Source organism: Bradyrhizobium sp. 164, from assembly GCF_023073715.1.
In the GTDB taxonomy this organism is placed as follows: domain Bacteria; phylum Pseudomonadota; class Alphaproteobacteria; order Rhizobiales; family Xanthobacteraceae; genus Bradyrhizobium.
In genome coordinates, this window is record NZ_JADPKA010000043.1 from 88345 (window position 1) to 115054 (window position 26710).

The following is a 26710-nucleotide window of genomic DNA, read 5'->3' on the forward strand; positions in this document are numbered from 1 at the left end:
GCCGGCGTTCGCCCTGAGGAGCGAAACTGCCGCCTGTCGGCAGATTTTGCCGAGCCGTTTACGCGCCGTTAACCATAAAACGGCGAAGGTGAGGCATCGACCACCCGGATTGCTGCGATGCGCATCTACGGACCGAACGGCACCACGCTTGGAACGACGGCCAGCCAGGCCCGGCGGACGGGTTCCGGCACCTTTGTCCTGCCCGACACCTCGTCGGCGCAGGAGACGCGGAGCGCTGCCGCGCCGAAAGCCGCCGGGAACATCGATGCGTTGCTCGCACTGCAAGGCGTCGAAGAAGATCCGGTCGCGCGCCGCAAGCGCTCGGTCGCCCGCGGCAAGACTGCGCTCGACGTGCTTGACGATCTCAAGATGGGGCTCCTCTCCGGCAATCTCGACGCCTCGACCGTGATGCGGCTGCGCGACGCGGCGGCGAACCTGAAGTCGTCGTCGGGCGATCCCGGACTTGATTCCGTGCTCTCGGAGATCGAGCTGCGCGTGGAGGTCGAACTGGCGAAGGCCGGCCGGGCGTAAGACAGGCAGGCTGTCATCGCCCGCGTAGGCGGGCGATCCAGTATTCCAGAGACAGACGTTGTTGATTCAAGAAGCCGCGGCGGACTGGATGGCCCGGTCCCGTCTCCGCCAACGCTACGCCGGGGCCACAAGAGTACTCGGCCCGCCGGAGCTTAGCGAAGGCGGCAAGCCGGGGCATGACAGCGGAGGTTGGGGTGCAGAGCGCGCTCCTGCGAGAGCGCCTACGCCGCTTCCTCCTTCTGTTGTGCGTCGTAGCGGCGCTGGGCAGCGAGCACGTCCTTCAAATTCTGCTCGGCCCAATCGCGCAGGGGATCGACCGCCGCCGCCAGCGTCAGCCCGAGCTGCGTGATCGAATATTCCACCGTGACAGGCACCGTCGCGATGGCGCGGCGCCTGATCAGGCCGTCGCGTTCGAGCGATTTGAGAACCTGACTCAGCATCTTCTGTGAAATGCCTTCGATCGTGCGGCGCAACTGATTGAAACGCATCGGCTGCTCGCGCAGCAGCAAGAGGATCAGCACCGCCCATTTGTCGCCGACGCGATCGAGGATCTGGCGCGTCGGACAGTTCGCTGCATAGACGTCTGGCTTCATCGTCGAGTCCTCGGATTCCATCCTAGTGCTTTGCGAATATGCTCGCCGGTTACTCCAGCGTTATCAGGTAAGCACGAAGTGCTCTCTTAACACCAGCATTCTTTGCGATATCAAGTTACTACTAGGTACTAAAGAAGCAAAGGAGCCTTCCATGAAAATCGCAGTTGCCGGCGCCTCGGGCCGGGCCGGGTCGGAAATCACCAGAGAATTGTCTCGTCGCGGCCATAGCGTCACCGCCATTGCTCGCAACCCCGAAAAGATCGCCGCCCTGCCGAACGTCACGCCCACCAGGGGCGACGTGCGCGATCAGGCCGGCCTTGCCAAGCTGTGGGATGGGCACGACGTCGCCGTGAGTTCCGTGCACTTCCTGGCCAGCGACCCGCTCCGGCTGATCGGCGCTGCGAAGGACTCCAAGGTTGGCCGCTACCTCGTTGTCGGTGGCGCCGGCAGCCTGGAAGTGGCGCCGGGCGTGAAACTGGTGACGACTCCCAACTTTCCCGCCCAGTACAAGGCGGAGGCGGAAAAGGGCGGGGCCTTCCTGGACCTGTTGCGGCAGGAAAAGGACCTGAACTGGACCTTCATCTCGCCGTCGGCGCTGTTCGTCGAGGGCGAGCGGACGGGCAAGTTCCGGCTCGGGAGCGACCAGCTTCTCGCAGATGCGAACGGAAAGAGCTGGATCACCTTCGCCGACTACGCCATTGCGCTCGCCGACGAGATCGAGCGGCCGGCCCATCCGAGGCAGCGTTTCACGGTCGGCTACTGAGCTGTCAGCCGCCCCCGGGCCTTTGCGGATAAACCTTCCTGTGCAAGGGCTTGGGGGCGGCGACCGAGGCGGCAGGGAAATATTGTCTGTCACAGGAGGCCGCTATATAACGCCCCGCTCGACGGACCCCGTTCCGTTTGCGAGTCGTTGCTTAGACAGATAGGCCGCCCTTTGGAAAAGTTGAAAAACTACCGTCCGACCGACAAAGAGCCTTTCATGAACGACCGGCAGAAGGAGTACTTTCGTCTGAAGCTCCTCGCCTGGAAGGATGAGATCCTCAAAGAGTCCAAGCTCACCCTGCAAGCCCTGCAGGAGGAGAACGTGAACCACCCCGATCTCGCCGATCGGGCTTCGTCTGAAACCGACCGTGCCATCGAACTTCGCGCCCGCGACCGCCAGCGCAAGTTGATCGCGAAGATCGACGCCGCGCTTCAGCGCATCGAGGACAACACCTACGGCTATTGCGAGGAAACCGGCGAGCCGATCTCGTTGAAGCGGCTCGAGGCCCGGCCCATCGCGACGCTCTCGGTGGAGGCGCAGGAGCGCCACGAGAAGCGCGAGAAGGTCTATCGCGACGAATAGAGCCCGAGCCACAGAGTTGCGGCTCTTTGTTTTTGGAGGCAGGGCGTCGCTTGAACGCCGCTGGTTTGGCGCGTAGATCGCGCCGCTATGATGATTCGCACTCTCAATATCGCTTGGGCTGATCCCGCTTCCAGCCGGAAGCGCTGATCGACCGCGCAGGCTGCCGCCTGGCCTGACTCCAGTGAACCGAAATGAGCCGGCCAGGCTCCGCATGACGCGGGCCCAAGGATGGCTGGCGATAGCTTGAGAGACAATAATCATGAGCGATCGAGATGACGCGCTTGCCCTTGAGCCTGCGCAAATCCAGGAATTCATTGAACAGGGCTTTGTCCGGATCGACAACGCCTTTCCCCGCGCACTCGCCGAGCAAGCACGAGCCATCCTGTGGCGCGATCTACCGTGCAGCGAACACGATCCGTCGACCTGGACGCGCCCTGTGATCCGGCTGTCCGGCTATGGCGGTCCGCCATTTCGAGAGATCGCCAACATGCCGGTGCTGCATCGCGCGTTCGACCAGCTGGTCGGCGCCGGCCGTTGGCGGGCGCGCAAGGATATCGGCGGCACCTTTGCGGTGCGCTTCCCACATCCGGACGATCCCGGCGATGCTGGCTGGCACATCGACCTCAGCTTTCCCGGCGAGGACTGCGACCCCAACGAGCGGCACGACTATTCGGCGTGGCGAGCCAATATTGTCTCGCGCGGCCGCGCGCTGCTGATGTTGTTCCTGTTCTCCGATGTTGGCGAGCACGACGCGCCGACGCGGATCAGGAGCGGCTCGCACATGCCGATGGCGCGCTATCTCGCGCCGGCGGGAGAGGCGGGTCGTGCGCGGATGGTGCTGGATGACATGGGGGCCGATTGCGAGATCGCCCTTGCGACGGGCGAGGCGGGCACGGTCTATCTGTGCCATCCTTTCCTGGTGCACGCTGCGCAAAAGCACCGCGGACGGACACCACGCTTCATGGCACAGCCCGACCTTCCTCCGGCCGAGCCCTATCGGCTGGACCGTGTAGACCATGACTACTCGCCGGTCGAAATTGCGATCCGGATCGCGCTCGGCTACGCCTGAGGCGAGCAGCTTCGCTTGGCCTGTCGTGGTGCTGGTTCAGGCACCACGACAAGGCGCCCGTCTCATGATCGCGAAATATGAATCAGGATCAATGAGGTAGCGTCGATTCCTGCAAGCTCACATGAGTTCACATGAGAAACAACATTCACTTCAGCTGCGGGGAGGGTTTTGCGAGTCGCATCAACGAGATCGACCAGCAACTTGATGCGCCGCCGCAGCGGCTTCACGCATCGCTGCAATCCGAGCCTCGGTGCTGCGTGGGGCGAGTGGGCCTGGCGCGCGGCTCCATAAGGCCCGAACCAACTCAATATTTTCTTAAGCGGCGGGAGCCCCCGTAATCGGCTCGGCCCAGCGCCGAGCAGCGCTTGTCAGGCGCGGACGGGAATGCTGAACTGAGCCGCAATGTTGCGTAGCGTGGGAGGCGGCGCCGATGGACAGGATTCTCGAAGCCGCAAAGGCGATCGCGCAGGCGCGCCGCAACCATGCGCCGCTCGCGGCGCTGAAGCGCCCCCCCACGGACGAAGCCGAGGGTTATCAGGTCCAGCGCGCGCTGCACGATCTCCTGCTGCCTCATGTCGGGCCGCTCGTCGGCTACAAAATCGGTTGCACCAGCCAGGTGATGCAGGATTACATCGGTATCCCGCACCCTTGCGGCGGCGGCGTGTTCCAGAACGGCGTCCATGACAGCGGCGCCAAGCTCGCCGCGTCCAACTATGTCCGCGTCGGCGTCGAATGCGAGATCGCGGTGCGGCTGAAGCGCGACCTTGCCGCCGGCGAGGCGCCGTTCACGGCCGAATGGGTCGGCGAGGCCGTCGACGCCTACCATCCCGCGATCGAGATCGTCGACGATCGCTACGTGAAGTGGGAGACGATGGGGGCGCCGACGCTGATCGCCGACGATTTCTTCGCCGCGGGCTGCGTGCTGGGGCCCCTGGTTCCGCGCTCGTCGGTGCCGGATCTGAACGCGGTGAAGGGGGGGGCCATCGTCAACGGCGAGGAGGTGAGCCAAGGCACCGGCGCCGACGTGCTCGGTCATCCCCACAACGCACTCGCCTGGCTCGCCAACCATCTCGCCGCCGAAGGCAAGAGCCTGCATGCGGGACAGCTCGTGCTCACCGGCAGCCTGGTGAAGACGCTCTGGCTGAAGGCCGGCGACAAGGTGCGCATGGAGCTGGACGGATTGGGGACGGTGGAGGCGGAGTTTACGTGAGGGGGCTACGGCATTCTATGCTGTCATTCCGCGCGAAGGCGGCGAATCCAGTAAGCCGCGCCGCATCGATTTAGCAACGGGCGCCTTGGAGTACTGGATCGTTCGTCCGCCTTCGCGGACGATGACAGGGGGGGAGAGTAGATAGCGCCCGGCAAGCTCGTCATTGCGACGGTGTTTGAGGCAGCGACGTCGTTTCTATGGCGCGACCTGACTCACAGCCCGCTAGCATCCACCTCCAAAATACATGCGGCCTCCGGCAGGGGAGCTACCGGAGGCCGCGTCGTACATCGTCGTTCGCGCCTAGGTTCGCGAACACGATGTGGGAGCTCTTAAAGAAGCTTAGAAGGGCAGCAGCACGTCCATGACCTGCTGGCCATAGCGCGGCTGTTGCACGTCCATGATCTGGCCGCGGCCGCCATAGGCGATGCGGGCCTGTGCGATCTTGCTGGAATCGATGGTGTTGTCGCTCTGGATGTCTTCGGGGCGAACGATGCCGGCGACCACGAGCTCGCGGATCTCGTAGTTGACGCGGATTTCCTGCTTGCCCTCGACCACGAGGTTGCCGTTCGGCAGCACTTGCGTGACCACCGCGGCGACGTTGGTCTGCAACGCTTCCTGGCGGTTGACCGAGCCCTTGCCGTCGGCCGAGGATGTCGAGTCAGTGGTGAGAAGACGTCCGGGGAGAACCTTGAGCGGCTGCGTGACTGTCTGGCTGCCGATGAAGTCCGTAATTCCAGAGTCTTCTTTGCTGGTGCGGCTGCGCTGGGTCTCGTTGGAGAGGTTGGCCTTGTCGGTGATGTTCACGGTCACCGTCAGGAGGTCGCCGACCTGGCGGGCGCGCTGGTCCTTGAAGAAAGCGCGGCTGCCGTTGCGCCACAGCGAGTTTGGATTGTAGGAGGCGACTTCCGGCTTCGGCATCGGCATCTGCACCGGCTTGTAGCCGGGCTGCGTCGTCGGATTGTCGATCGCCGACAATTTCGGTTGCTCGCCGATCTGCGACAGGCGGTCGATCGAGGAGCAGCCGGTTGCGAGGGCGCAAGTCGCCAGCAGCAGGGCAGAGATCGCGATGCGACGAAGGTGGAAAGCCGAACTGAACGGAGACATGAACTTACTCTGACTTGGCTGGAGCTTGCGAGACGCGAACTTGCGCGATCTGGGCTTGTGCGATCTGGGCCGGAGACACAGGGGCTTGGACCAGACTTTGGGCGAGGGCTGCGGCCGCCGGCACGTCGTCACGCTTGATCGACGAGGTCTGCTCGATCGCGGGCGTCATCGGTGCGGACTGGCTGGCGCCCTGGACGGTGACCTGGCCGCGGCCGGTGACGGTTCCGGTCAGCGTACGCTTGGATTGCAAATTGAGCACGCTGACGGTGTCCCCCTCGGCGCCGCTCTCGATCGCCTTGCCGCGCGTGGTGAGGTGGAGGCCGGGCACCTGGTAGATGATGGTCACGGTCTGATCGCGCACCACGAAGTCGGGCTTGACGATGTCGGCGACGCGGATCGGCATGCCGGCGCGCATCGGCCGGCGCAGCTGCATCCCGACGGTGCGATCGCGCGAGGCGGGCTCGCCGGTGACCTCGGCCTTCGGCCGGCGCTCCAGCGCGACGTCCGAAGATTTCAGGAGCTCGGTGCGGTCGATGTCGCGCGTCAGCACGGCCACTTCCACCGTCTCGATCGCGGTGCCGGTGAAGCGCAGCTTGGTCGGCGTCGGATTGTTGTCGTTGTTGATCTCGAAGGCGACGTCGAAACGGCCGCTGCGGGCGTCATAGCGGGTTGCAACCGGCTGGAGCGCGCCGGTGTTGGAGGCATCCAACCGCATGTCGGAGATGCCGCGGTCGAACGTGACGGTGATGTTGGCGGCTTCCCCGAGGCCGAAGCGGCGCTCGAGCGCGGAGGCGACTGCGGTTTCGAGGTCCTTGCTGGCGAGCGTGCGGGCGAGCCGGGTGACCTGGACCTCTTTGATGTCGCCGGTCATGATGCCGATCACCTGTTTTGCGCGGAGCACCGACAACACCTGCGCGACCGGCAGTGCGCCGGTGGTGCCGAGATCGGGCGAGCGGTAGACGGGGATCAGCGCGGCAGATCCTGCGTTGTCGATGAGATCGCCGACCCGCACCACGTCCGAGGTCACGGTGACGCTCGCGCGCAGCGTCGGCGCTGCGATGAAATCGTCGGCCGCCGCTGCCGGCAGTGCCAGCGCGAGCAGAGCGAAGATCGTGGCGAGGGTGGTCCGGATCATGGTCATCACCTCAGCGGAACAGCGCCGTCGTCGATTGCATCATCTGGTCGGCGGCGCTGATCACCTTGGCGTTCATTTCGTAGGCGCGCTGGGCCGCGATCAGGTCGCTCATTTCCGAGACGACGTCGACATTGGCCTGCTCGAGGCTGCCTTGCGTGATATTGCCGTAACCTTCGGCCGTCGCGGTGCCGTCCTGCGGCGGGCCGGAGGAGGGTGTCTCGGTGAACTGATTGCTGCCGACGGGCTGGAGGCCGGCCTTATTGATAAAGCGAGTTAGGCCGATCTGGCCGAGGATGGTCGAGGTCGACGAGCCCGGCAGGGTCACCGAGACCTGGCCCTGGACGTTGACGGTCAGGCCCGAGGCGTTGTTCGGGATCGTGATCGTCGGCTGCACCGGGTTGCCCTGTGCGGTGACAATGCGGCCCTGATTGTCCATCTGGAAGGTGCCGTCGCGGGTGTACTGGTAGGTGCCGTCGGGCATCAGGATCTTGAAGAAGCCGTCGCCCGAGACCGCGAGGTCGAGATCGTTACCGGTCTGCGACAGCGTGCCTTGCGTCATGCTGCGCGGCGTGCCGACGGTCTTGACGCCGCCGCCGATGTCGACGCCCACCGGCAGGATGGTGCCCTGGTCGGATGACTGCGCGCCGACGCGGCGGACGTGCTCGTAGATCAGGTCCTGAAACGCCGCGGTCTGCTTCTTGAAGCCGGTGGTGCGGAGGTTCGCGATGTTGTTGGAGATCACCTGAACGTTGAGTTCCTGTGCCGCCATTCCGGTCGCTGCGGTGTGAAGCGCCTGCATGTCAGTTCTCCTTCAATCAGGCCGGAACGTCGGCGAGCTTTTCGATCGCCGATTTGTGGAGGTCGCTCTGCTGCTGGAGCAGGCTGGCGATGGCGGTGTAGCTGCGCATGACTTCGACCATGCGGCTCATCTCGCCGACCGCATTGACGTTCGACTTCTCGACGTAGCCCTGGCGCACGCTGGATTTGGTGTCGGCCTGCTGGACGGCGGAGCCGATGTCATAGAGGTTGGCGCCGAGCTTGGTCAGCTTGGCCGGATCGTCGAACGAGGCCATGCGGATCTTGCCGCGGATGGAGTCGGTCTTCGCCGTGCCCTCGAGCACGGTGACGGTGCCGTCGGGTGCAACGTTGATGTCGTGGTCGGTCGGCTGGAAGGTGATCGGGCCGGCGGTGCTCAGCACGAGGTTGCCGTCGGAGGTGACGAGCTGGCCGGTGCTGTTGAGCGAGAACTTGCCGTCGCGGGTGTAACGCTCGCCGCCATTGGCCTGCACCGCGAAATAGGCGTTGCCGTCGATCGCCATGTCGAGCGGGTTGTTGGTCGGCTCCATCGGCCCCTGGCCGACGTCGCGAAAGGTGCCGCGGTCCTGCACATAGGAGACCCGGCGGTCGGAGCCGAGGAAATTGTCCTCACGCGCGTTCGAGTTGAGGTACTCCTCGAACAGCGAATGGTCGGCCTTGAAGCCGTTGGTATTGGCATTGGCGACATTGTTGGCGATGACATCCATCTGCCGTTCCAACGTCATCTGCCGTGACAAGCCGATCAGAAGCGCGTTCTGCATCGGAATTCTCCCCTGAGTGAGATCTGCCACCTCGCTCTCCCAAGCGCCTTGGCGGACCCCGTGAACGAGACCGTCTGGTTCTCCCAAACCGTCGGGTCTCGGCCCTTTCTCAGCGAAAGCCGTGCCAACTCTAAAAGTCGTGTAATTTAAAGCACTTGATGAAATTTGAGGGGTGCGGGAGGGCGGCAGAAAGGTTCTGTTAGCCATGTTTGCCCGGCAGATTTTTCCTAGCGGAGGCCCAATCGAAAGGTTCCGTTAACCATTATTACCGTAGCGTTTGCCATGAAGAGGAGCGCATCGCGCTGGGGCATTTGTATCGCGTCACTGTCTGAGGCTTCGCTCTTTCGACCCCTTTGAGAGATCCGGGCGCGGCGATCATGGCAGAGAATGAAGCGGAAGGCGGCGCAGCCGCTGACGGCGCGGAAGCCGCTCCGCCGAAGAACAAGCTCAAGCTTATCATCATGGCCGTCGGCCTGCTCGCCGTCCTCGGCGGCGGTGCTGCGACGTGGTTCTTCTTCTTCCGTCATGGCGACGACGAGCACCATGCCGAGGCGGCGCCGCCGCCGAAGCCGCCGGCTTTCGTCGACGTTCCCGACATGATGGTCAACCTCGCCGGCGCGCCCGGCGAGCGCGTGCAATATCTGCGGTTGAAGATCGTGCTGGAGCTGAAGGAAGAAAAGCAGATCGAGGCGATCAAGCCGACGATGCCGCGCGTCACCGACATCTTCCAGACCTATGTGCGCGAACTTCGCCCCTCCGACCTCAACGGCTCCGCCGGCATCTTCCGCCTCAAGGAGGAACTGACCAAGCGCGTCAACGCGGCGGTCGCCCCGATCCAGGTCAGCGCGGTGCTGTTCAAGGAAGTCGTGGTGCAGTGAGGGGAATGAGCTAGCGCCATGGCCGGCACCGAGCAGATGGACCAGGATGCGATTGCCGCCCAATGGGAGGCCTCGCTCGATTCGGAGGATCCGGCGGAGGCCGCCAAGGCTGCCGCCGAGAACGAACTTTCCGAGACCATGGCCCTGCAATGGGCGGCGATGGTCGAGGACGGCAGCCGCGATCTCGGCAGCGGCAAGAATTCCGGCGAGCGGGTGCTGTCGCAGGAGGAGATCGACAATCTCCTCGGCTTCACCGTCGGCGATGTCACGCTCGACGACCACTCCGGCATTCGTGCGATCATCGATTCGGCGATGGTCTCCTACGAGCGTCTGCCGATGCTCGAAATCGTCTTCGACCGTTTGGTGCGGCTGTTGACGACGAGCTTGCGCAATTTCACCTCCGACAACGTCGAAGTCTCGCTCGATCGCATCACCTCGGTGCGCTTCGGCGACTACATGAACTCGATCCCGCTGCCGGCCGTGCTCTCGGTGTTCAAGGCCGAGGAGTGGGAAAACTTCGGCATGGCGACGGTCGATTCCAACCTGATCTACTCGATGATCGACGTGCTGCTCGGCGGCCGCCGCGGCACCAGCCAGCTCCGCATCGAGGGGCGGCCCTATACCACGATCGAGACCGAGCTGGTCAAGCGGCTGGTCGAGGTGGTGCTGGCCGATGCCGAGCAGGCGTTCCGGCCGCTCTCCCCAGTGACCTTCACGATCGACCGGCTCGAGACCAATCCGCGATTCGCCGCGATCAGCCGTCCCGCCAACGCCGCGATCCTGGTGCGCCTGCGCATCGACATGGAAGACCGCGGCGGCAACATCGAGCTGTTGCTGCCTTACGCGACCATTGAACCGATCCGGGGCGTCCTGCTCCAGATGTTCATGGGCGAAAAGTTCGGCCGCGACCCGGTCTGGGAGGGGCATTTCGCAACCGAGATCGTGCAGGCCGAGATCGCCGTCGACGCCGTGCTCTACGAGGCCGACATTCCGCTCAAGCAGCTGATGCGGCTCAAGGTCGGCGACACGCTGCCGCTCGAGATGCGCGCGGATGCCAACGTGTCGGTGCGCTGCGGCAGCGTCACCCTGACCGAAGGACGGATGGGCCGGGTCGGCGACCGGGTCGCGATCCGGGTGACGAAACCCCTGCGCAAGCCAAGTACGACACTTGCGATGTTCGAGAAGGTTGACGAGCAGAACAAGATGATAGAGGCCCCATGAACCACTCCCTGGGAATGGCGATCGAGTCGCTGGTGGCTATCCTGCTGATGCTGACGATCGTCTATTGTGTCATGCTCAACAAGCGGCTGACGCGGCTGAAGGCGGACGAGCATTCGCTGAAGGCGGTAATCGGCGAGCTGATCACCGCGACTGAAATCGCCGAGCGCGCGATCGGCGGACTGAAGCTCGCCGTGCGCGACGTTAACGAGAACCTCGGCAGCCAGCTCGCGGCGGCGACGCAAATGTCTGACCAGCTCCACAAGCAGCTCGGCGAGGCCGACAACGTGGTGCGGCGCCTGTCCAAGATCGCGACCGCCGCGCGTCCCGTCACCAATCCGGAAACGGTTGCCGTCCCCGCGGCCAAGCCTACGACGGCGAAGGCGGTCGCGGCGGCGGCTGAAGCTTTCTCCGAGCGCCGGCGATCCAACGGCCTTGCCGCATGAAGTCAGGGGTATGAAGTCCTTTCGTAACATCCGCGTCATCCCCGTCGTTCTGGTGGCCGTCGCAGGTCTCGCCACGCTGAAGGTCGCGGGCCTCGCGATCAATGGCGGCTATGTGTTCGACTACAATCCGAACCAAGCCAAGAAATCCTGGGCGCAGGAGAATCTGAACTTCCCAACCGGTCGCGAGGATCCTGACATCACCGGATCGACTCATGGCGCGCCCAAGGAGGCGCCGAAGCCGGCTGCTCCCGAAAGCAAGCCCGAAGGCACCGTGATCAAGATGGACGAGGCCCAGCCGCAGGTCTCGGCCGCCGAGCGCGCGATCCTCGAGCGATTGCAGGCGCGCCGCCAGGAGATCGAGGCCCGCCAGCGCGAGATCGACATTCGCGAGAGCCTGCTGAAGTCGGCCGAGAAGCGCATCGAGAACAAGGTCGAGGAGATGAAGGCGGTGGAGACCCGCATCTCCGCAACCCAGGCCGAGCAGAAGGCGGCCGAAGCCCAGCGCATGAAGGGCCTCGTCACCATGTATGAGGGCATGAAGCCGAAGGATGCCGCGCGGGTGTTCGACCGGCTCGAGATGGGCGTGCTGATCGAGATCGCCTCGGCCATCGCGCCGCGCAAGATGTCGGACATCCTCGGACTGATGTCGCCCGAGGCGGCCGAGCGGCTCACCGTCGAGATGGCCCGGCGGGCCAATGGCGGCGGAGATCAGTCCGCCTCGGCCGGCGATCTGCCCAAGATCGACGGCAAGCCGACGCAAAAGCCGAATTGAGGGCGCGAGGCGAAGCGTGCTTTGGCAACCTGCGTTCGCGCGGTTGTCCGACTGCAGCCCAGCGAGACGCCCTTGCTTGGTTAGTTTGCAAGCGCCTGTTGCACCCTGCGAACAGGCGGGCGCAACTGCTTCTCAACGCGAGGAAGAGTATTGAGCTGCTGCTTGATCAGCGCGGCCTTCGTGACGCGAGTCACGAGCTGCAGCGTGCTATGACAACAGGAGCATTCATATACTTTCAGGGCATATCCTCTGGCAATCGGAACGATCGCTACGACCGCTCTTGCCCTGCTACACACAATGCAACCGGCTTCTCCGCTCATTGATTACCCCCAAAGCTAACCAATCGATTCGCATCGCCGAGATCACATCTGATTCAGAGTCGCGTGCGAAGCGCAACGCCTCCAAGGTTGTGAGTGCGCGCGCTCAGCAACTCATCAATGCAGCACATCAACCTCCCGTCGCGGGTGCAGCTGCCGCACGCGGCATCTTCTGAGACTGCGGTGAGTTGACGCGCGCGGGTGTGAAGCAGCGGACAGTGGCACTCGAGGGATCGTCGTAGGCTTGGGCCATTCGCAATCAGCAGCGCGGGAGGAGGAGGCCATGAACTACTCGTCCGCAGCAGAACGCGTAATTGAGGCCGTCAACCGGGTCCTCATAGCGGCGATGACGTCCGCCTGGATATCGGCGCTAAGCCATCAGCATGCAGCGCCGCCCGAAGGAGTCGACGGCAACGATGATGAATCTTCTCTCGATCAACAGAACTCCTCCGCGCCGGATGGCACCGGAAACAGCACTGAAGACGCAGTTGGGCGTCACACGATCAGATCGTGCAGCACGTGGCCGTGAGCTGTACCTGCCCGGTCAGTTGGATCAATATTTGGCGGGGACAGTTCAGGCATAGCCACCAGCTCGGATCCGTGGGCCCCTCCAGCGTGGTCGTGATGATCGGCCGGGTTAGAAAGATCATCGAGCTCTGCGTTGGGCAGTGACCGCCGGCCGTGTGAAGTGTCATCCTTGAATTCGAATGATTCGCCGAGCTGCTGGGGATCGGCAGGCGCTGACCCAGACGGTGCATGGTGCGGATCATGCTCCTCGTCGGCCGCTTTACTTGAGGGCGAATGATTGACGCCGCCAGCCGATTTCAGCAGGCTCGGGTTGGGCGTCGTGTCTGCGCCGTCATGGCCGGTGTGGCCGTGAGCAAGAGCGGCATTGTCAGCGTTTTCCGACCTCGCGGCGCCATGATTCCCGGCAACGCTCCCCAGCGCAAGCCCGGCGTGCTGTTCAGCGGGGTTGTGGGCCATGTCCAGTGCTGCAAGAGCAACATCAGGCATGTGGGCACTTCCGGCGAGCTCGCCATTCTTGCCAATGATAGTCTCCGTGTCGGCCACATCGATCTGATCGAAGATAAAAGTGACCTCCGTCGGTGCGGCCATGTGGTGCAAGATCGTAGACAGTCCGCTGGCTGAGGGAGCTAATGCGTCATTGCGGGGCGGTTCGGTCAGGTGCGTTTGCACGTCGTCTGAACTGGAGAGGCTGGAATATTCGGTCGGTCCGATCTGGTCCCAGCTCCAATTCAGGCTGTAGGTCGCCTCACTTGAGGGGATCGTGGAACTCCCATTGGCGGATAGCGTGCCGTCGCCGCTCCCGGAATCGGACGAGACCTCGGAAGTGGCTATCATCGTCGCGTCACTCTGCGCGGTTGCGCTGAGGTCGAGCGGTTCGCTGGCAGCCGCCATCACAGGTGCCGCAGCTGGCGCCAAGAGGAAGTCCGACGCGTCGATGGTTGCAATCCCCTGCAAATGGATTTCGAGCAGACCGGAATCGCCGATGTGCAGGGTCTGGTCCGTTGGATTGACGTACACGATGGTTTCATTCGCCGCGCTGTCATAGAGCCAGGCGATCGTATGTGCCGGCACGGCCGTGCTGGTTGAGCTCAAGGCCAAGATGACGAACCCAAGCGCGCCAAGAGCGGTCAAGTCGATCTTGTCGGACCCCGATGCGAAATCGGTGATGGTGTCGAACTGGCTTGCGTTGGAATCGGCTACGAACAAATAAGCGAAACGGTCGTTCCCATTGCTGCCGGTGAGTTGGTCCGCACCAAATCCACCAGTTATGGTGTCGCCGCCGTTGTTGCCGTTGATTGTATCGTTGCCCGAGCCCCCGTAGATGGCGTCATCCCCGTCGTTACCTTTGATCGTGTCATTGCCGGAGCCGCTATAGAGAACGTCCGCTTTGCCGGTGCCATTGACGGTATCATTGCCGGCCCCCGCGTAGATGATCTGACCTGTGTCGCCGCCGCCCGCGATGGTTTCGGGCCCCGGCGTCCCATACACGTTGGGTGGATCGGAGATCACGACAGATCCGGTGGCCAGATAATCAAAGTCATTCGGGTCTGCGTCACTGGCGCCATGGATGGCGACGGTCACCGCCTGCCTGGTACCGTCGATGGCAGTTACGGTGAAAGTGTCGGTCAACGGGTCGCCGACCTCGAGCGCCTGAACCACGCTGTTGTTGTTGTCGAGGGTGTAAGTCCATACGCCGGCCGCCGTCATGGTGAACGTGCCATATCCATCGTCGCTCGCAGCAGGCGAGGAGACTGCGGTGAACGTGTTCGGCGCGTTGTCGACGTCTGTATCGGTGAGCGTGCCGGTCGCGATCGGAATGCCGGGTGAGAAAGTTCCTGCCTCGGTCACTGAGCCGGTCGTGGTGCCGGAAATGATAGCCGCGTCGTTGCTGCCCTGAATAGTGATCGTCACCACCTGCGGCGTGCCGTCGAGGGTTGTGACAGAGAAACTGTCGGTGAGCGCGCCGCCGACATTGAGCGCCTGCACCGCGCCGTTGGCGTTGTCGAGCGTATAGGTCCACACGCCGGCGGCGGTTATCGTAAAGGTGCCATACCCATTCGTGCTTGCCTTGGGCGAACTCACAGCTGTGAAGGTATTGGACGTATTGTCGACGTCGATCGCAACGAGCGTGCCTGTTGCGCTCGGCGTGCCGGGTGTCGCGTTGGAAGCGCCTCCGGCCTCGGTCACCGAGCCGGCGGTGTTGCCGGAAATGACGGCAGCATCGTTGCTGCCGTGAATGGTGATCGTCACTACTTGGGCGGATCCGTCCAGCGTGGTCACGGTGAACGTGTCGGTCAGTGTCTGGCCGGCATTGAGCGCCTGCACCGCGCCGTTAGTGTTGTCGAGCGTGTAGGTCCACACGCCCGCTGCCGTCATGGTGAAGTTGCCGTAGCCGGCTGCGCTCGCTGTTGGCGAGCCGATTGCCGTGAAAGCATTTGCGGTCGTGTCGACATCGGTGTCGATGAGCGTGCCGGTCGCGGTGGGCGTGCCGGGATTTGCATTGGCGATGCCGCCAGCCTCGATCACTGCGCCGGTCGTCGTGCCGGAAATGACCGCCGCGTCACTGGCTCCGTGGATGGTGATCGTCACTACCTGGGCGGTGCCTCCGATCGTGGTCACCGTAAAGCTGTCGGTCAGCGTCTCGCCGGCATTGAGCGCTTGCACAGCGACGTTGGCGTTGTCCAAGGTGTAGACCCACACGCCGGCCGCCGTCATCGTGAAAGTGCCATAGCCGCCGGCGCTCGTCGTTGGCGAGCTCACGGCCGTGAACGTATTGGGCGGATCGTCGACGTCGGTATCGGAAAGGGTGCCGGTCGCAATCGGCGTGCCGGGCGTTCCATTCGCGATACCGCCAGCCTCGATGATCGAACCGGTCGTGGTGCCGGAGATCACTGCAGCGTCGTTGACACCGTTAATGGTGACCGTGAACGTCTGATTGACCGAGGTGAATCCATCAGAGACCGTGATAACGAAACCGTCAGTCGTGGGCGCCTTCAGCGCGTTGATCGCAGCGTCGTTAGGCACGAACGTATAGGCGCCGCTTGTGCTGTTGACGTAGAGTATCCCGTAGGGGCTTGTCTTCGACAGATCGTACGTCACCCCATCCAGGACCGTATGAGCGGCGTTCGCCCCGATGACACCGAAAGTCAGCTGGCCGCCGCCGTTGGTGCTACTGGCACTGAAAGTTCCTGTTGTCGCAGTGAATGTGTCAAACACCACCGTGTCGCGTTCAGCTGGCCCAGCCCCGGTGCTGAGCGTCGGCGGTAGACGTCCCACAGGCTCCAGAATGGCGAAGGGCAACACAATCGGCAAAGTCTGCAGCTCCGGCGTATCAGGCGGAACGAAGTTGATCGGCTGCAGCGGCTGGGATTTGACGAACGGAGGGGTGCTCGAGCCATGCGGCCCTTGCCCTTGTGTGAGATTGGCGAGCACATCCTGTTGCGCGGCGCGCAACTCGTCCATGCGAGCGGCGGTGTTCGCGACTTGATTGACGCTGATGGTGGATCCCACCTTCTTGAGGACGATCGTCTCGCCCGGATCCTCGACGATGATGTGGCGCGGGATCGGTTCCTTGGTCACGAGCTCAAATGCACCGTGCGCGAGGTCCTTGTAAGTGATGGAATCGTCATCCAAGAATGTGACATCTGGATCCGCGGCCTCGGCATTTTGCGCGGTCGAGAAAGTCAATGCCGCAAGCGTCAGCATCCCGAAGCCGCCCGCGTGGCTCCGGGCGCGAATGGCTGCGATGGGGGTATTCAGCTGGAATGACCCGGTTTCTACTAGCCGGCCTGGTACGAAACTGAAGCTCCCTCGGGTCACGTCGAACAAGGCTGCAGGTGACATGCCTTCGACGTCGAAGGCGAACTCGCTCAGCACTACGCGAGTGCCGCAGGCGATGTTGAAGAAAGTACCGTCGAGGAAGCCAATTGTGATCTGTCCGTCGGCATCGGTCTCCAGCACGTCGCCCCGGTAGACAAGCGCACCAGCTACCGCCTGTGTGGCGATGCCGGTCGCTCGCGTAAGCGTACCGCAACCGATCACTTTATGAATATGGCCGATGATTTCGACGGGCAGGGCCACGGCGGCCCCGTTACCAACCTCGATGCCGGATGCAACTAACATCGTTCGACCTCGCCTGGGTGATCGATTCAGGCTCGGCGTGCTGCCATGGTCTTCTCAGGGCGACCCTCGCCAAGGGACAGATATCCCAGGCGCTGGCAGCCGAGGCTCGCCCGCCGAAATAATCAAATCCGCTCTAGAGAGAGACGCATTCTCGGGGACGGCGATGCCGTACTGTCATTCCCGACATGCCCCTCCCGCCAAAGTGATTGCATTGACAAACGATTTAAATAGGTGGCGCTTTCGCAATATTGGATATAAATTAAGTCAATTAAACTAATTAAACAACAATTATATTTGTTGTGCTGCGTTCGCGGCTTCAATGCGCCGCCGATGCCGACAAGATCTTCTCAGAAAGGGGGGATCATGTGCAAACCTACGATGGTCGCTTTGGCAACCGGCCTTGTTTTGGCGCTTGCCAATTTCTTGCCGAGTGCGGCTCGAGGGCAAATCGATTCCGCCAAGCCCGCCCTTGCTACCTCGTCATCGAAACCGATTGGGAAGGTGGTGGTGGCCACAGGCTGGGTCACCATCGAGCATGCGAGCGCAGTGGTCGTTCAGGCGAATGTCTCGAGTGAGCCCGGCCGGGCCAACACCGGTGATCCTGTATATCTCGGTGATGTGGTGCTGACCGGGGCCGATGGCCGAGTGGGAATCAACTTCACCGACGGCAGCTCGTTCAATCTATCGAGCAACGCCCGTATGGTGTTGGATCATTATGTGTATGAGCCGGCCGGCAATTCCAATGCAACCCTGTTCAATCTCGCCAGGGGCACGTTCACGTTCGTTGCTGGCAGTGTCGCAAAGACCGGCGACATGAAGGTCGAGACTCCCGTCGCCACGCTGGGAATCCGAGGCACGACGCCGCATATCGAGATTTCGGATGATGGGTCGGTCAAGTTTTCGACCCTGATCGAAGAGGGCAAAAGTAAGCTCCTGAAGAAGCCGGCGACATCCGCGGCGCCGGAGCCTGATCGAAGCAGCAATCGCAGGCTCAACATCTGTCGGGGATGCTGAGAACTTTGCTTGGCCCGAAGCCGCGGTAATGCGCGCGCAGCGCCGGCCGGGCAGAGAGATCAGGATTAGCGCTTCGCTCGCTGTCGGAGTCGGACGCCTGGTGTGGAAATGACCGCAAGAGCCAGTTTGATCAAGGCCGTGATGCTCATTGTTATCCTTGTGCTGTCCGGTTCGTCGGGCTGGGCGCAGAAGCCGAAGAAGGGCAGCTCCCTGAAGAATGTTGAACTGTGTAACGGCTCAGACCGCGTGTCGCCCGAAGCTCGGATCGATGGTTGCACGGCCTTTATCGATGCCGGCGATGGGACGGCGAACGGCTTCGCTGTCGCCCACAACAACAGGGGCAATGCCTACAGCGCCAAAAACAACTATGAACGGGCGATCAAGGATTTCGTTGAAGCGACCAGGCTTAACCCGAATTATCCGAAAGCCTTCAACAACCTCGGCGTGGCCTATCTAAGAACGGGCGCGTACGACCTGGCCCTTGGCGCTTTTGAGGAGGCGCTCAAGCTCAACCCGAACTATGCCGCTGCTTTTGCCAACCGTGCGGCGGCCTACCTGAAGAGGAATGCGTACGACCGTGCAGCGCAGGACTATGACGAGGCAATTCGCCTCGATCCGAATCTCGAGGCGATGTGGAGCGGACGCTGTTGGGCCCGGGCCGTCCTCGGGGCTTTGCAGGCTGCGCTGGAAGACTGCAACAGAGCGCTTCTATTCGAAGCAAACAACGCCGCAACATACGATTCGCGAGCTCTGATAAACCTGAAAATGGGGCAACTCTCCGCGGCTATCGATGATTACAACTCGGCGCTGCGGTTCATGCCCAAGCTTGCGAGCGCGCTCTACGGCCGCGGGGTTGCCAGACTCAAGCTCGGCGACAGAGCTGGCGGCGATAGCGATATTTCGGCGGCAAGAAGAATCGACGCTGGAATCCGCGAGGACTTTGCCCGCTATGGAGTGCCCTCGAACGATTGACTGGTGGCGGCAGCGCAGTTGGGCAGGTGTGAACAATTCCTTAACCGCCTGCGTCTCAAATCCAAAGCTGGCGGACCGCCCACGCTCGATTTGACGAGGCGTGCTCTCTCCACAGCAAATCAAGATATAGCATTAACAAGTCCTTAATTGGCGAGACCTACAGTCGACGGCACCGGCCGGCGCGATTGCCGGCATGGATTGTCAGACCGGAAGAAATGCCGCTAATGGCGCGAAAGGCTGCCGCTGGATTTGTATCGCGAGCCCGCGCCCTGGCGCTGGGGCTGTCGCGTCATATCCGCAACGCGGTGCTCGCGGCCTGCCTGCTGATCGGTTTCGCTGCGCCTGCCCGGGCGGCCGATCCTGTCAGGGGCGAAGCGAGCTTTTCCGCCGGTGGCGGTTTTGCCCGTCTCGTGATCAAGCTCGGCGAGGACGTTCCCTCCGAGGTGACGACGGCCGGCTCCATTCTCGTGATCCGTTTCGACCGGTCCGTCGACGTTCCCGTCGACCGCGTTCCGGAAGGCGCGCCCGACTACGTCAACTCCGCCCGGCGCGATCCCGATGGCGGCGCCATCCGCCTGTCGCTGGCGCGCCGGGTCACCGTCAACACCATGAATGCCGGCGAGCGCACCTTCATCGACCTGTTGCCGGAGGGTTGGAAGGGGCCGCCGCCGAGCCTGCCGATGGAGGTGGTCAAGGAGCTGGCCGAGCGCGCGCGCGTCGCCGAACGTGCGCTGCGCGCCCAGCGCGCCGCGGCCGAGGCCAAGAAGCGTCCGCAGATCCGCGTCCGCGCCTCGGTGCAGCCGACCTTCGTCCGCTTCGTGTTCGAGATGCCCGACGGCGTCGGCGTGTCCTCCGTGCTCAACGAGCAGAAGCTCACGCTCGCGTTCAACGCCAACCTCAATTTCGATCTGGCGGATGCGGTCGTTGCTGCGCCGCCGAACGTCGCCTCGATCAAGCAGAAGGCCGACATCGACCAGACCAGTGTCGAGATCGCTCTGATCGGCGATTCCGACGTGCACTCGTTCCGCGACGAGAAGAACTATATTGTCGACATCGCCTTCCAGCCGGACAGGGGCAGAGCGGCGGCGACCCCCGAGGCGGCGATCGCGCAGGTCAAGCCCGCATCTCACGGACCTGCGCCTGCGCCTGAAAAGCCGGCGGCCGAGAAGCCGAAGGACGCTCATCGCGACATCGTGCCGCCGACGTCCGAGACGATCGCGCGTGAAGCCAGAATAGAGGCAAAGCCCGACGTCAAGCCCGAGGTGAAGCCGGAAGGGCTCGCCGCGATGCCGACGGTCGAAGCGCCGAAACCGGTGCCCGCGACTGAGGCTGCGCACGCTCCGGCAGCGCCCATGGAAGCCTCGAAGCCGGCGCCGCACGTTGCCGAAGCCGCCCCTGCCGAAGCACCGAAAGAGGTTGTAAAGGAAGCTGCGAAAGAGCCGGCCAAGGAATCCGTCAAGGAAGCTCCGAAAGCTGCTCCTGCGCAGGGGCCGGCGGCTGTGCAGCCCGGTATTGCCGGCGTCGATGTGCGCCGTGACAGCGACGGCCTGCGCGTCACGTTCCCGCTTCAGGTCGCAACGCCTGCGGCGGCGTTCCGCCGCGGCGATACGGTCTGGCTGGTGTTCGATACACTGAGGCCGATCGATGTCGAGGCGATCCGCAGCAAGGGCGGGGCGATGATTGGCGAGGTCGGTTGCGTGCCGCTCGACAAGGGGCAGGCGGTTCACATCCGCCTCACCCGTCCGCTGGTCTACTCGCTGACGAGCGAGGAGGTCGGCAAGGAGACCAACTGGCTATTGACGCTCGCCGACAAGATCCAGGCGACGCCGCTGCCGCTGATGATGTCGCGCAACATCACCGATCCTGCGCTCGCCAACATCGCGATCCCCTTCGCCAATCCAGGCCTGCTGCACAAGCTCACCGACCCTGATGCCGGCGATACGCTCTATGTCGTCACGGCGCAGCGGCCGGTGCGTGGTTTCATCAAGCGGCAGGACCTGGTCGATCTCTCGCTGCTGGAATCGGCGCACGGCATCGCGATCCGGCCGAACTCCGACGAGGTCGGGGTCGAGGTCGGCGCCGACAAGGTCATTCTCGGCAAGAAGGGCGGGCTGACGCTGTCGCCGGTGGACATCTCGGCCGAGCGCGCCCCGACCGCGGTGCGCCCGATCTTCAGTCCTGAAGGCTGGCGCAAGGGGCAGTCGGAGAATTTCTGGACGCGCCAGAGCGAGCTGACGACGGCGATCTCGGCCGTCGAGCCCGCGCTGCGGTCGCTGCCGCGGCTCGACCTCGCGCAGTTCTACATGTCGCGGGCCATGTATCACGAGGCCAAGGCCGTGACGGACCTGATGCTGAGCGATCCCCTCAACAAGGAGGAGAGCGGCGCGCTGATCATGCATGCGATCGCGAACATCCTGATCGGCCGGCCGGCGCAGGGCCTGAAGGACCTCGCCAGTCCCGTGATCGGCAACAGCCATGATTCCCAGCTCTGGAAGGCGCTCGCCTATGCGCGCCAGGGCAAATGGGCGGACGCGCGCGAGAAATTCAAGAACGTCGAGTTCGCCATCGCCTCGCTGCCGCTCGACATCCAGCGCATCGTGACGATGGACGCGATGCGCGCCGCGCTCGAGGTGAAGGACTATGCCGGCGCCTCCAAGCGCCGCAGCGAGCTCGAGGTGGTCGGCGTCTCGCCCGAAGCTGCGCCCGGCTTCGCCGTGCTGCGGGGCCGGCTCGCCGAGGCACTCGGCCACGACAAGGATGCGCTCGACGACTACAAATACGCGGTCGCCTCGAGCGACCGACCGGCAGCGGCCGAGGCCAAGCAGCTCGAGGTCGCGCTGCGCCAGAAGCGTGACGAGATCGGCAAGGAAGAAGCGCTGCGCGAGCTCGAGACGCTATCGATGACCTGGCGCGGCGATGCGATCGAGGTCAAGACGCTGCAGATGCTGTCGCAGCTCTATGCCGAGAACGGGCGCTACCGGGACGCGCTCACGGCGGCGCGCACCGCGACGAAGCTCCAGCCGAACGCGGAAGCCTCGCGCCAGGCGCAGGATCTCGCCTCCGACCTGTTCACGCAGATCTTCTTAGGACCAAAGGGCGACGATCTGCCGCCGGTCGAGGCGCTCGGGATGTTCTACGAGTTCCGCGAGCTCACACCGATCGGCCGCCGCGGCGACGAGCTGATCCGCCGTCTCGCCGATCGTCTCGCCTCAGTCGATCTGCTCGACCAGGCCGCCGAGCTTCTGCAATACCAGGTCGATCACCGCCTCGAAGGCGCCGCCCGCGCCCAGGTCGCCGCGCGCCTTGCCATGATCTATCTCGCCAACCGCAAGCCCGACATGGCGATCACCGCGCTGCGCGCGAGCCGCATCAGCGATCTCGCCGGCGAGCTCAGGCAGCAGCGCCTCCTCCTGGAGGGGCGGGCGCAGAGCGACGTCGGCCGTCACGATCTGGCGCTCGATATCGTCTCCAACGTCTCCGGGCGCGAAGTGCTGCGCCTGCGCTCCGATATCTTCTGGGCCGCGCGGCGCTGGCGCGAATCCGCCGAGCAGATCGAGCTCTATTACGGCGAGCGCTTCCGTGACTTCAAGCCGCTCAATGCGGTCGAGAAGAGCGACATCATCCGTGCCGCAGTCGGCTACGCGCTCGCCGACGATTCGATCGGCCTGTCGCGCTTCCGCGAGAAATACGCCCCGCTGATGAGCGAGAGCGCCGACCGTCTCGCCTTCGACATCGCCAGCAAGCCCGCCGCGGCCTCGAGCGCCGAATTCGCCGAGATCGCCAAGCTTGCCGCCAGCGTCGATACGCTCGACGGCTTCCTACGGGAGATGAAGCAGCGCTTCCCTGACGCCACCGCCCGCGCACCTAGCGCGCCGCAGGCCAAGGACGAGACGGACCACACCGGCTCGCTGCCCACGATCCCGGTCGTGCGGCAGATCAAGATGACGCGGTAGGGGACTGATGCCGCGCGAAGCGCGGCCTGTGAGAGCGCCGCATTCTCCGTCATTGCGAGCCACGGGCCCGCGCGAAGCGCGGTCCGATGACAGGCTCAGCGAAGCAATCCAGAGTCTTTTCGCAGCGGCAGTCTGGATTGCTTCGTCGCAAGGGCTCCTCGCAATGACGGGGAGAGGCCAGCGCTGGAGTGGAGAGGATCCGTCGCGCGAAGCTGCCGCCGAGCGCCCCATCACCCCCCGTAGCTCTGCACCAGGCTTCCCGCCACCAGCGACCAGCCGTCGACCAGCACGAAGAAGATCAGCTTGAACGGCAGCGAGATCGTTGCTGGTGGCAGCATCATCATGCCCATCGACATCAGCACTGAGGCAACGACGAGGTCGATGATCAGGAAGGGTAGAAACAACAGGAAGCCGATCTCGAAGGCGCGCTTCAGCTCGGAGATCATGAAGGCGGGGACCAGGATGCGCAGTGCGAGATCGTCAGGCGTGGCCGGCAGTGCCTCGCCGGAGAGATCCAGGAATAGCTTGAGGTCCTTCTCGCGCACGTTCTTCTGCATGAAGCCGCGCAAGGGCACCGAGGCGCGCTGGAGTGCGTCCTCGACGCCGATCTGGTTGGCGACGAGCGGGCGGATGCCCTCGTCGTAGGATTTCTGCAGGACCGGTCCCATCACGAAGAAGGTGAGGAACATCGCCAGCGCAATGATCACCGAGTTCGGCGGGGCGGTCGCCGTGCCCATAGCCGTGCGCAGCAGCGACAGCACGACCACGATGCGCGTGAACGACGTCATCATGATCAGGATCGACGGCGCGATCGACAGCACCGTGAGCAGGGCGATGAGCTGGATCGCCCGCTCGGTGACGCCGCCGCCACCCGGACCTCCGCCGAGATTGATGCTGATGTCCTGCGCATGCGAAAGGCTCGCGAGCGAGGCCGCGCCGATTAGGACAGAAAGAAAAAGAACTCTACGCGGGAGGGCCGGCAACCTCACGAAGACGGCTTCGGACGGCCGAGCAGGGACGCCATCTCGTCTTCCAGATTTTCAAAGCTGGTCTTTTCCGTGGCCGGCTTTGCGGGCGGGGCCGGTGGCGCCGGCGGATCGCTCCGTGCCGCGCGTGGGGGAGCGGCCGGCGGTTCCGGCGCAACCGGAGGCGCGACCGTCTCGCCGGCCGGGCGCCGCAGCGCAGCTTCGAGCCGCTGGGCCATTTCGGCGAGATTCTGCTCGGCGCTCGTGGCGGCCGGGGCAGGGGCCGGCGGAGCCGCCTGTGGAATCGGTGGAGGCGGCGGCGGCGCCGCACGCTCGGCGCGCACCGGCGGCACCTTCCCCGGGTCGTTGTGGCGCGGCGGACGCGGCATCAACGGCGGCTCGCTGCGGGCGATGCGCGGCGGCAGCGGCTCGGGCCGTGGTTCGCGCTCGGGCCGTGGCGCGATCGGCTCGGGCGGGAAGCCGGCCAGGGGATCGCCGCGGCGCTCGGCCGGCGCGGGAGCGGGCCGGCGCACCTCGTCGGCGAAGGACGGGCGCGCGGGCCGTGGCGGCGGCTCGGGCATTTGCGGCTCGGGGTGATCGAGCAGTTCGGGTCGCGGCGCTTCGTCGGCCCAGGCGCCGGAATCGGGCATGGGGGCGAGGCGCGGCGGTTCGGCAGCGCTGGAGCGCTGCGGAAACTGGTCGCGGCCGGACCCGGCGCGAACGATATTGGGCTCGACAACGATGTCCGTCGGGCCGCCGATCATCAGGAGATGCTCGACATTGTCGCGCCGGACCAGCACCAGGCGCCGCCGGCCGTCGACGGCGGCGGCATCGATCACGGCGAGTCGGGGCATCCTGCCGCGCTGGGTGTTGGCGCCCAGCCGGCTGCTGGCGAATCGGCGAACCAGCCATGCAGCGACGCCGATCAACGCCAGAACGACGATGAACGCGACGATGAAGGTGATAGGGCTGCCTTGCATACTTGTCCCCGACAAATGGCGCTTTTCTCGTGCCCGTGGTCAGACGCGCCAACCACCGGCATACGATGCCCCAAACTGCGATCTCTTAACGTTCCACGGCAAGTTTTGCCGTCCCCAACTCTTAATAACCCATGAATCGCTCGATCCAAAACGACTTCTTGGCCCGTGTACGCGCCGCCAAATGGTTGGGTTAATGCCACTTTTGGAAAGGTCGAATCGGAACTGCCCGCCTGTCGTGTCCATCGGGGAACCGGTGCCTGTGATGTCTTTAACCAGCTGTTAACCATACAGGCGGCAAATTCTGCCTAGCTTCGGATCTCAAGGTCCGCAAGGGGTGGAAGGAGCCGCAACGATGTCCATTAACGACCTCCCGGTGCTGTCGGCGCTTCGGACCAAGATGCAGTGGCACCAGGAGCGCCAGCGCGTCCTGTCCGAGAACGTCTCCAACTCCGATACCCCCAAATTCCGGCCCCGCGACTTGGTCGAGCCTAAGCTCGACAGGACCGGCGCCGTCACAGGCTCGATGGGGCCGCTGGCCCTTGCCCGCACCAGCGCCTCTCACATGACGCCGCTAGGGGCGGCCTCCGCATTCGACCAGAACAAGAATGCGGGTTTTGAGACCCGCCCTGCCGGCAACGCCGTCAATCTCGAAGAGGAGATGATGAAGGCCGCCAGCAACCAGATGGACTACGCGGCGGCGACCTCGCTCTATTCCAAGAGCCTGCGTCTGCTCAAGACCGCGATCGGCAAGGGCTAGAGCATGATCCCGGAACGGAAGAGCTAGAGACGCATCATGGCCAATGACAGCAGCGACTTTGCCCGCTCGATGGCGATCGCGACCTCCGGCCTCCGGGCGCAGGCCGGCCGCATGCGGGTGATCTCGGAGAACATCGCGAACGCGGATTCGACCTCGCAGACCGCTGGCGGCGAGCCCTACCGGCGCAAGGTGCCGACCTTTTCGTCCGCGCTCGACCGCACGCTCGACGCGCAGGTTGTCACGCTCGGCAGGATCAAGCCGGACCAGTCCAACTTCCGCGTCAAATACGAGCCGAATAATCCGGCCGCCGATGCGAGCGGTAATGTCAAATATCCCAACGTGAACTCGGTGGTCGAGATGACGGACATGCGTGACGCGCAGCGGTCCTACGAGGCCAATCTCAATATCATCAGTGCGACGCGCCGGATGATCCAGCGCACGCTCGACATCCTCAAGAGCTGAACAGGACATCTGAGCCATGGCATCACCGACAATCGCCGCCAATGCTTACGCCAATCTCGCCCGCGTGCTGGAAAACAGCGGTGCCGGCAAGGGCAGCGAGCCCACCGGACAATCCTTCGCTTCACTGCTGAAAGACGCGGTCGGCAGCGTCATGGAGTCCGGCCGCAAGTCCGACGCGCAGACGGTGGCGATGGCCGCCGGCAAAGCCAACGTGATGGACGTGGTGACGGCGGTTGCCGACACCGACGTCGCGGTGTCCACGCTGGTTTCAGTCCGCGATCGCGTGATCGCGGCCTATGAGGACATCATGAAGATGCCGATCTGATTTCGGCCTCCGTCGTCATTGCGAGCGCAGCGAAGCAATCCAGAATCTTTCCGCAGACGGCAGTCTGGATTGCTTCGCTACGCTCGCAATGACGGGGAGAGAACATTCCCTCCCGTCAGAATGATGAGGATGAGACTTGAACAAAGGAACTGTGTCATGACCGGACCCGAAACCCTCGACGTCGCGCGCGATGCGATCTGGACCATCGTGATCGTGTCGTCGCCGCTGATGGTGGTCGGCCTCGTGGTCGGCGTCATCGTGTCGCTGTTCCAGGCGCTGACGCAGATCCAGGAGCAGACGCTGATCTACGTGCCGAAGATCCTGGCCATCTTCGCCACGATGCTATTGGCGCTACCGTTCATGGCCGACTCGCTCCATGCCCACATGCTGCGGATCTCGTCGCGAATCATCGGCGGCTGAGGCACAATGCGTCGGTC

25 protein-coding genes are annotated in these 26710 nt (G+C 63.8%); 17 read left to right on the forward strand and 8 right to left on the reverse strand.

The genetic code is table 11. The features are described 5' to 3' along the window. The first annotated feature begins 117 nt into the window (after nt 1–117). On the forward strand, nt 118–531 hold the full coding sequence (locus IVB01_RS15825; RefSeq protein WP_247421860.1) for a flagellar assembly protein FliX: 414 nt from the start codon (nt 118–120) through the stop codon (nt 529–531). A 221-nt stretch (nt 532–752) separates the two neighbouring features. Here IVB01_RS15825 and IVB01_RS15830 read toward each other — a convergent pair whose 3' ends face one another. Beyond that, entirely contained in the window at nt 753–1124 is a 372-nt protein-coding gene (locus IVB01_RS15830; protein ID WP_247421857.1) for a helix-turn-helix domain-containing protein, read from the reverse strand. A 151-nt stretch (nt 1125–1275) separates the two neighbouring features. On the opposite strand from IVB01_RS15830, the gene IVB01_RS15835 reads away from it, so the two are divergent. The 4 genes from IVB01_RS15835 to IVB01_RS15850 all read left to right on the forward strand — a co-directional run bounded on the left by IVB01_RS15835 (nt 1276) and on the right by IVB01_RS15850 (nt 4748). Then, nucleotides 1276–1887 carry an NAD(P)-dependent oxidoreductase gene (locus tag IVB01_RS15835; protein WP_247421854.1) on the forward strand — a complete coding sequence of 204 codons (612 nt, stop codon included), beginning with the start codon at nt 1276–1278 and terminating at the stop codon, nt 1885–1887. Between the two features lie 216 nt (nt 1888–2103). After that, nucleotides 2104–2469 (forward strand): RNA polymerase-binding protein DksA, encoded by a 366-nt coding sequence (dksA, locus tag IVB01_RS15840; RefSeq protein WP_085966600.1) that lies wholly within the window; start codon nt 2104–2106, stop codon nt 2467–2469. A gap of 259 nt (nt 2470–2728) precedes the next feature. Continuing rightward, nucleotides 2729–3538 carry a phytanoyl-CoA dioxygenase gene (locus IVB01_RS15845; RefSeq protein ID WP_247449109.1) on the forward strand — a complete coding sequence of 270 codons (810 nt, stop codon included), beginning with the start codon at nt 2729–2731 and terminating at the stop codon, nt 3536–3538. Between the two features lie 430 nt (nt 3539–3968). Then, complete coding sequence (locus IVB01_RS15850; protein WP_247421849.1) at nt 3969–4748, forward strand: fumarylacetoacetate hydrolase family protein; 780 nt, start codon at nt 3969–3971, stop codon at nt 4746–4748. Nucleotides 4749–5087: 339 nt separating this feature from the next. On the opposite strand, the gene flgH is transcribed toward IVB01_RS15850, so the two are convergent. Genes flgH through flgF form a run of 4 tightly spaced genes read right to left on the reverse strand, consistent with a single transcriptional unit; the run spans nt 5088 to nt 8564 of the window. After that, the gene (gene flgH, locus IVB01_RS15855; RefSeq protein WP_247300082.1) at nt 5088–5852 is read right to left on the reverse strand and encodes a flagellar basal body L-ring protein FlgH; all 765 of its coding nucleotides are present in this window, start codon (nt 5850–5852) and stop codon (nt 5088–5090) included. Nucleotides 5853–5856: 4 nt separating this feature from the next. Beyond that, nucleotides 5857–6987 carry a flagellar basal body P-ring formation chaperone FlgA gene (gene flgA / locus IVB01_RS15860; protein WP_247421847.1) on the reverse strand — a complete coding sequence of 377 codons (1131 nt, stop codon included), beginning with the start codon at nt 6985–6987 and terminating at the stop codon, nt 5857–5859. A gap of 10 nt (nt 6988–6997) precedes the next feature. Continuing rightward, nucleotides 6998–7786 carry a flagellar basal-body rod protein FlgG gene (gene flgG, locus IVB01_RS15865; RefSeq protein WP_247278072.1) on the reverse strand — a complete coding sequence of 263 codons (789 nt, stop codon included), beginning with the start codon at nt 7784–7786 and terminating at the stop codon, nt 6998–7000. A 16-nt stretch (nt 7787–7802) separates the two neighbouring features. Next, nucleotides 7803–8564 carry a flagellar basal-body rod protein FlgF gene (gene flgF, locus IVB01_RS15870; RefSeq protein WP_247421844.1) on the reverse strand — a complete coding sequence of 254 codons (762 nt, stop codon included), beginning with the start codon at nt 8562–8564 and terminating at the stop codon, nt 7803–7805. A 377-nt stretch (nt 8565–8941) separates the two neighbouring features. On the opposite strand from flgF, the gene fliL reads away from it, so the two are divergent. The 5 genes from fliL (at nt 8942) to IVB01_RS15895 (ending at nt 12724) form a co-directional block, all read left to right on the forward strand. Next, nucleotides 8942–9442, forward strand: a complete 501-nt coding sequence (gene fliL / locus IVB01_RS15875; protein ID WP_247278070.1) for a flagellar basal body-associated protein FliL — start codon at nt 8942–8944, stop codon at nt 9440–9442. A gap of 18 nt (nt 9443–9460) precedes the next feature. Beyond that, nucleotides 9461–10663, forward strand: coding sequence for a flagellar motor switch protein FliM (fliM, locus tag IVB01_RS15880; RefSeq protein ID WP_247278069.1), 1203 nt, complete (start codon nt 9461–9463; stop codon nt 10661–10663). Beyond that, nucleotides 10660–11106, forward strand: a complete 447-nt coding sequence (locus IVB01_RS15885) for a DUF6468 domain-containing protein (protein WP_247421842.1) — start codon at nt 10660–10662, stop codon at nt 11104–11106. The genes fliM and IVB01_RS15885 overlap by 4 nt, the downstream gene beginning before the upstream one ends. A gap of 10 nt (nt 11107–11116) precedes the next feature. Continuing rightward, on the forward strand, nt 11117–11878 hold the full coding sequence (locus IVB01_RS15890) for a flagellar protein FlbB (RefSeq protein ID WP_247421840.1): 762 nt from the start codon (nt 11117–11119) through the stop codon (nt 11876–11878). Nucleotides 11879–12478: 600 nt separating this feature from the next. Beyond that, entirely contained in the window at nt 12479–12724 is a 246-nt protein-coding gene (locus IVB01_RS15895) for a hypothetical protein (protein WP_247421838.1), read from the forward strand. On the opposite strand, the gene IVB01_RS15900 is transcribed toward IVB01_RS15895, so the two are convergent. After that, nucleotides 12691–16845 (reverse strand): VCBS domain-containing protein, encoded by a 4155-nt coding sequence (locus IVB01_RS15900; RefSeq protein WP_247458421.1) that lies wholly within the window; start codon nt 16843–16845, stop codon nt 12691–12693. The genes IVB01_RS15895 and IVB01_RS15900 overlap by 34 nt on opposite strands. A gap of 378 nt (nt 16846–17223) precedes the next feature. Between IVB01_RS15900 and IVB01_RS15905 the strand changes: the two genes are divergently transcribed. From IVB01_RS15905 to IVB01_RS15915, 3 genes are all read left to right on the forward strand, one after another. After that, the gene (locus IVB01_RS15905; protein ID WP_247278064.1) at nt 17224–17859 is read left to right on the forward strand and encodes a FecR family protein; all 636 of its coding nucleotides are present in this window, start codon (nt 17224–17226) and stop codon (nt 17857–17859) included. Between the two features lie 126 nt (nt 17860–17985). Next, entirely contained in the window at nt 17986–18831 is an 846-nt protein-coding gene (locus IVB01_RS15910; protein WP_346015467.1) for a tetratricopeptide repeat protein, read from the forward strand. Nucleotides 18832–19055: 224 nt separating this feature from the next. Then, nucleotides 19056–22784, forward strand: coding sequence for a tetratricopeptide repeat protein (locus IVB01_RS15915; RefSeq protein WP_247421832.1), 3729 nt, complete (start codon nt 19056–19058; stop codon nt 22782–22784). A gap of 230 nt (nt 22785–23014) precedes the next feature. Here IVB01_RS15915 and fliP read toward each other — a convergent pair whose 3' ends face one another. Both fliP and IVB01_RS15925 read right to left on the reverse strand, forming a co-directional pair. Next, on the reverse strand, nt 23015–23773 hold the full coding sequence (gene fliP / locus IVB01_RS15920; RefSeq protein WP_247278061.1) for a flagellar type III secretion system pore protein FliP: 759 nt from the start codon (nt 23771–23773) through the stop codon (nt 23015–23017). Beyond that, complete coding sequence (locus IVB01_RS15925; RefSeq protein WP_247421831.1) at nt 23770–24729, reverse strand: flagellar biosynthetic protein FliO; 960 nt, start codon at nt 24727–24729, stop codon at nt 23770–23772. The genes fliP and IVB01_RS15925 overlap by 4 nt, the downstream gene beginning before the upstream one ends. 352 nt (nt 24730–25081) lie before the next feature. On the opposite strand from IVB01_RS15925, the gene flgB reads away from it, so the two are divergent. The 4 genes from flgB to fliQ all read left to right on the forward strand — a co-directional run bounded on the left by flgB (nt 25082) and on the right by fliQ (nt 26693). Beyond that, nucleotides 25082–25486: a flagellar basal body rod protein FlgB gene (flgB, locus tag IVB01_RS15930; protein ID WP_247278059.1), complete on the forward strand. Its 405-nt coding sequence runs from the start codon at nt 25082–25084 to the stop codon at nt 25484–25486. A gap of 36 nt (nt 25487–25522) precedes the next feature. Continuing rightward, nucleotides 25523–25948, forward strand: coding sequence for a flagellar basal body rod protein FlgC (gene flgC, locus IVB01_RS15935; RefSeq protein ID WP_247278058.1), 426 nt, complete (start codon nt 25523–25525; stop codon nt 25946–25948). 16 nt (nt 25949–25964) lie between these two features. After that, the gene (gene fliE, locus IVB01_RS15940) at nt 25965–26273 is read left to right on the forward strand and encodes a flagellar hook-basal body complex protein FliE (RefSeq protein ID WP_247278057.1); all 309 of its coding nucleotides are present in this window, start codon (nt 25965–25967) and stop codon (nt 26271–26273) included. A gap of 156 nt (nt 26274–26429) precedes the next feature. Next, nucleotides 26430–26693, forward strand: coding sequence for a flagellar biosynthesis protein FliQ (fliQ, locus tag IVB01_RS15945; RefSeq protein ID WP_011088555.1), 264 nt, complete (start codon nt 26430–26432; stop codon nt 26691–26693). Nucleotides 26694–26710 lie beyond the last annotated feature (17 nt).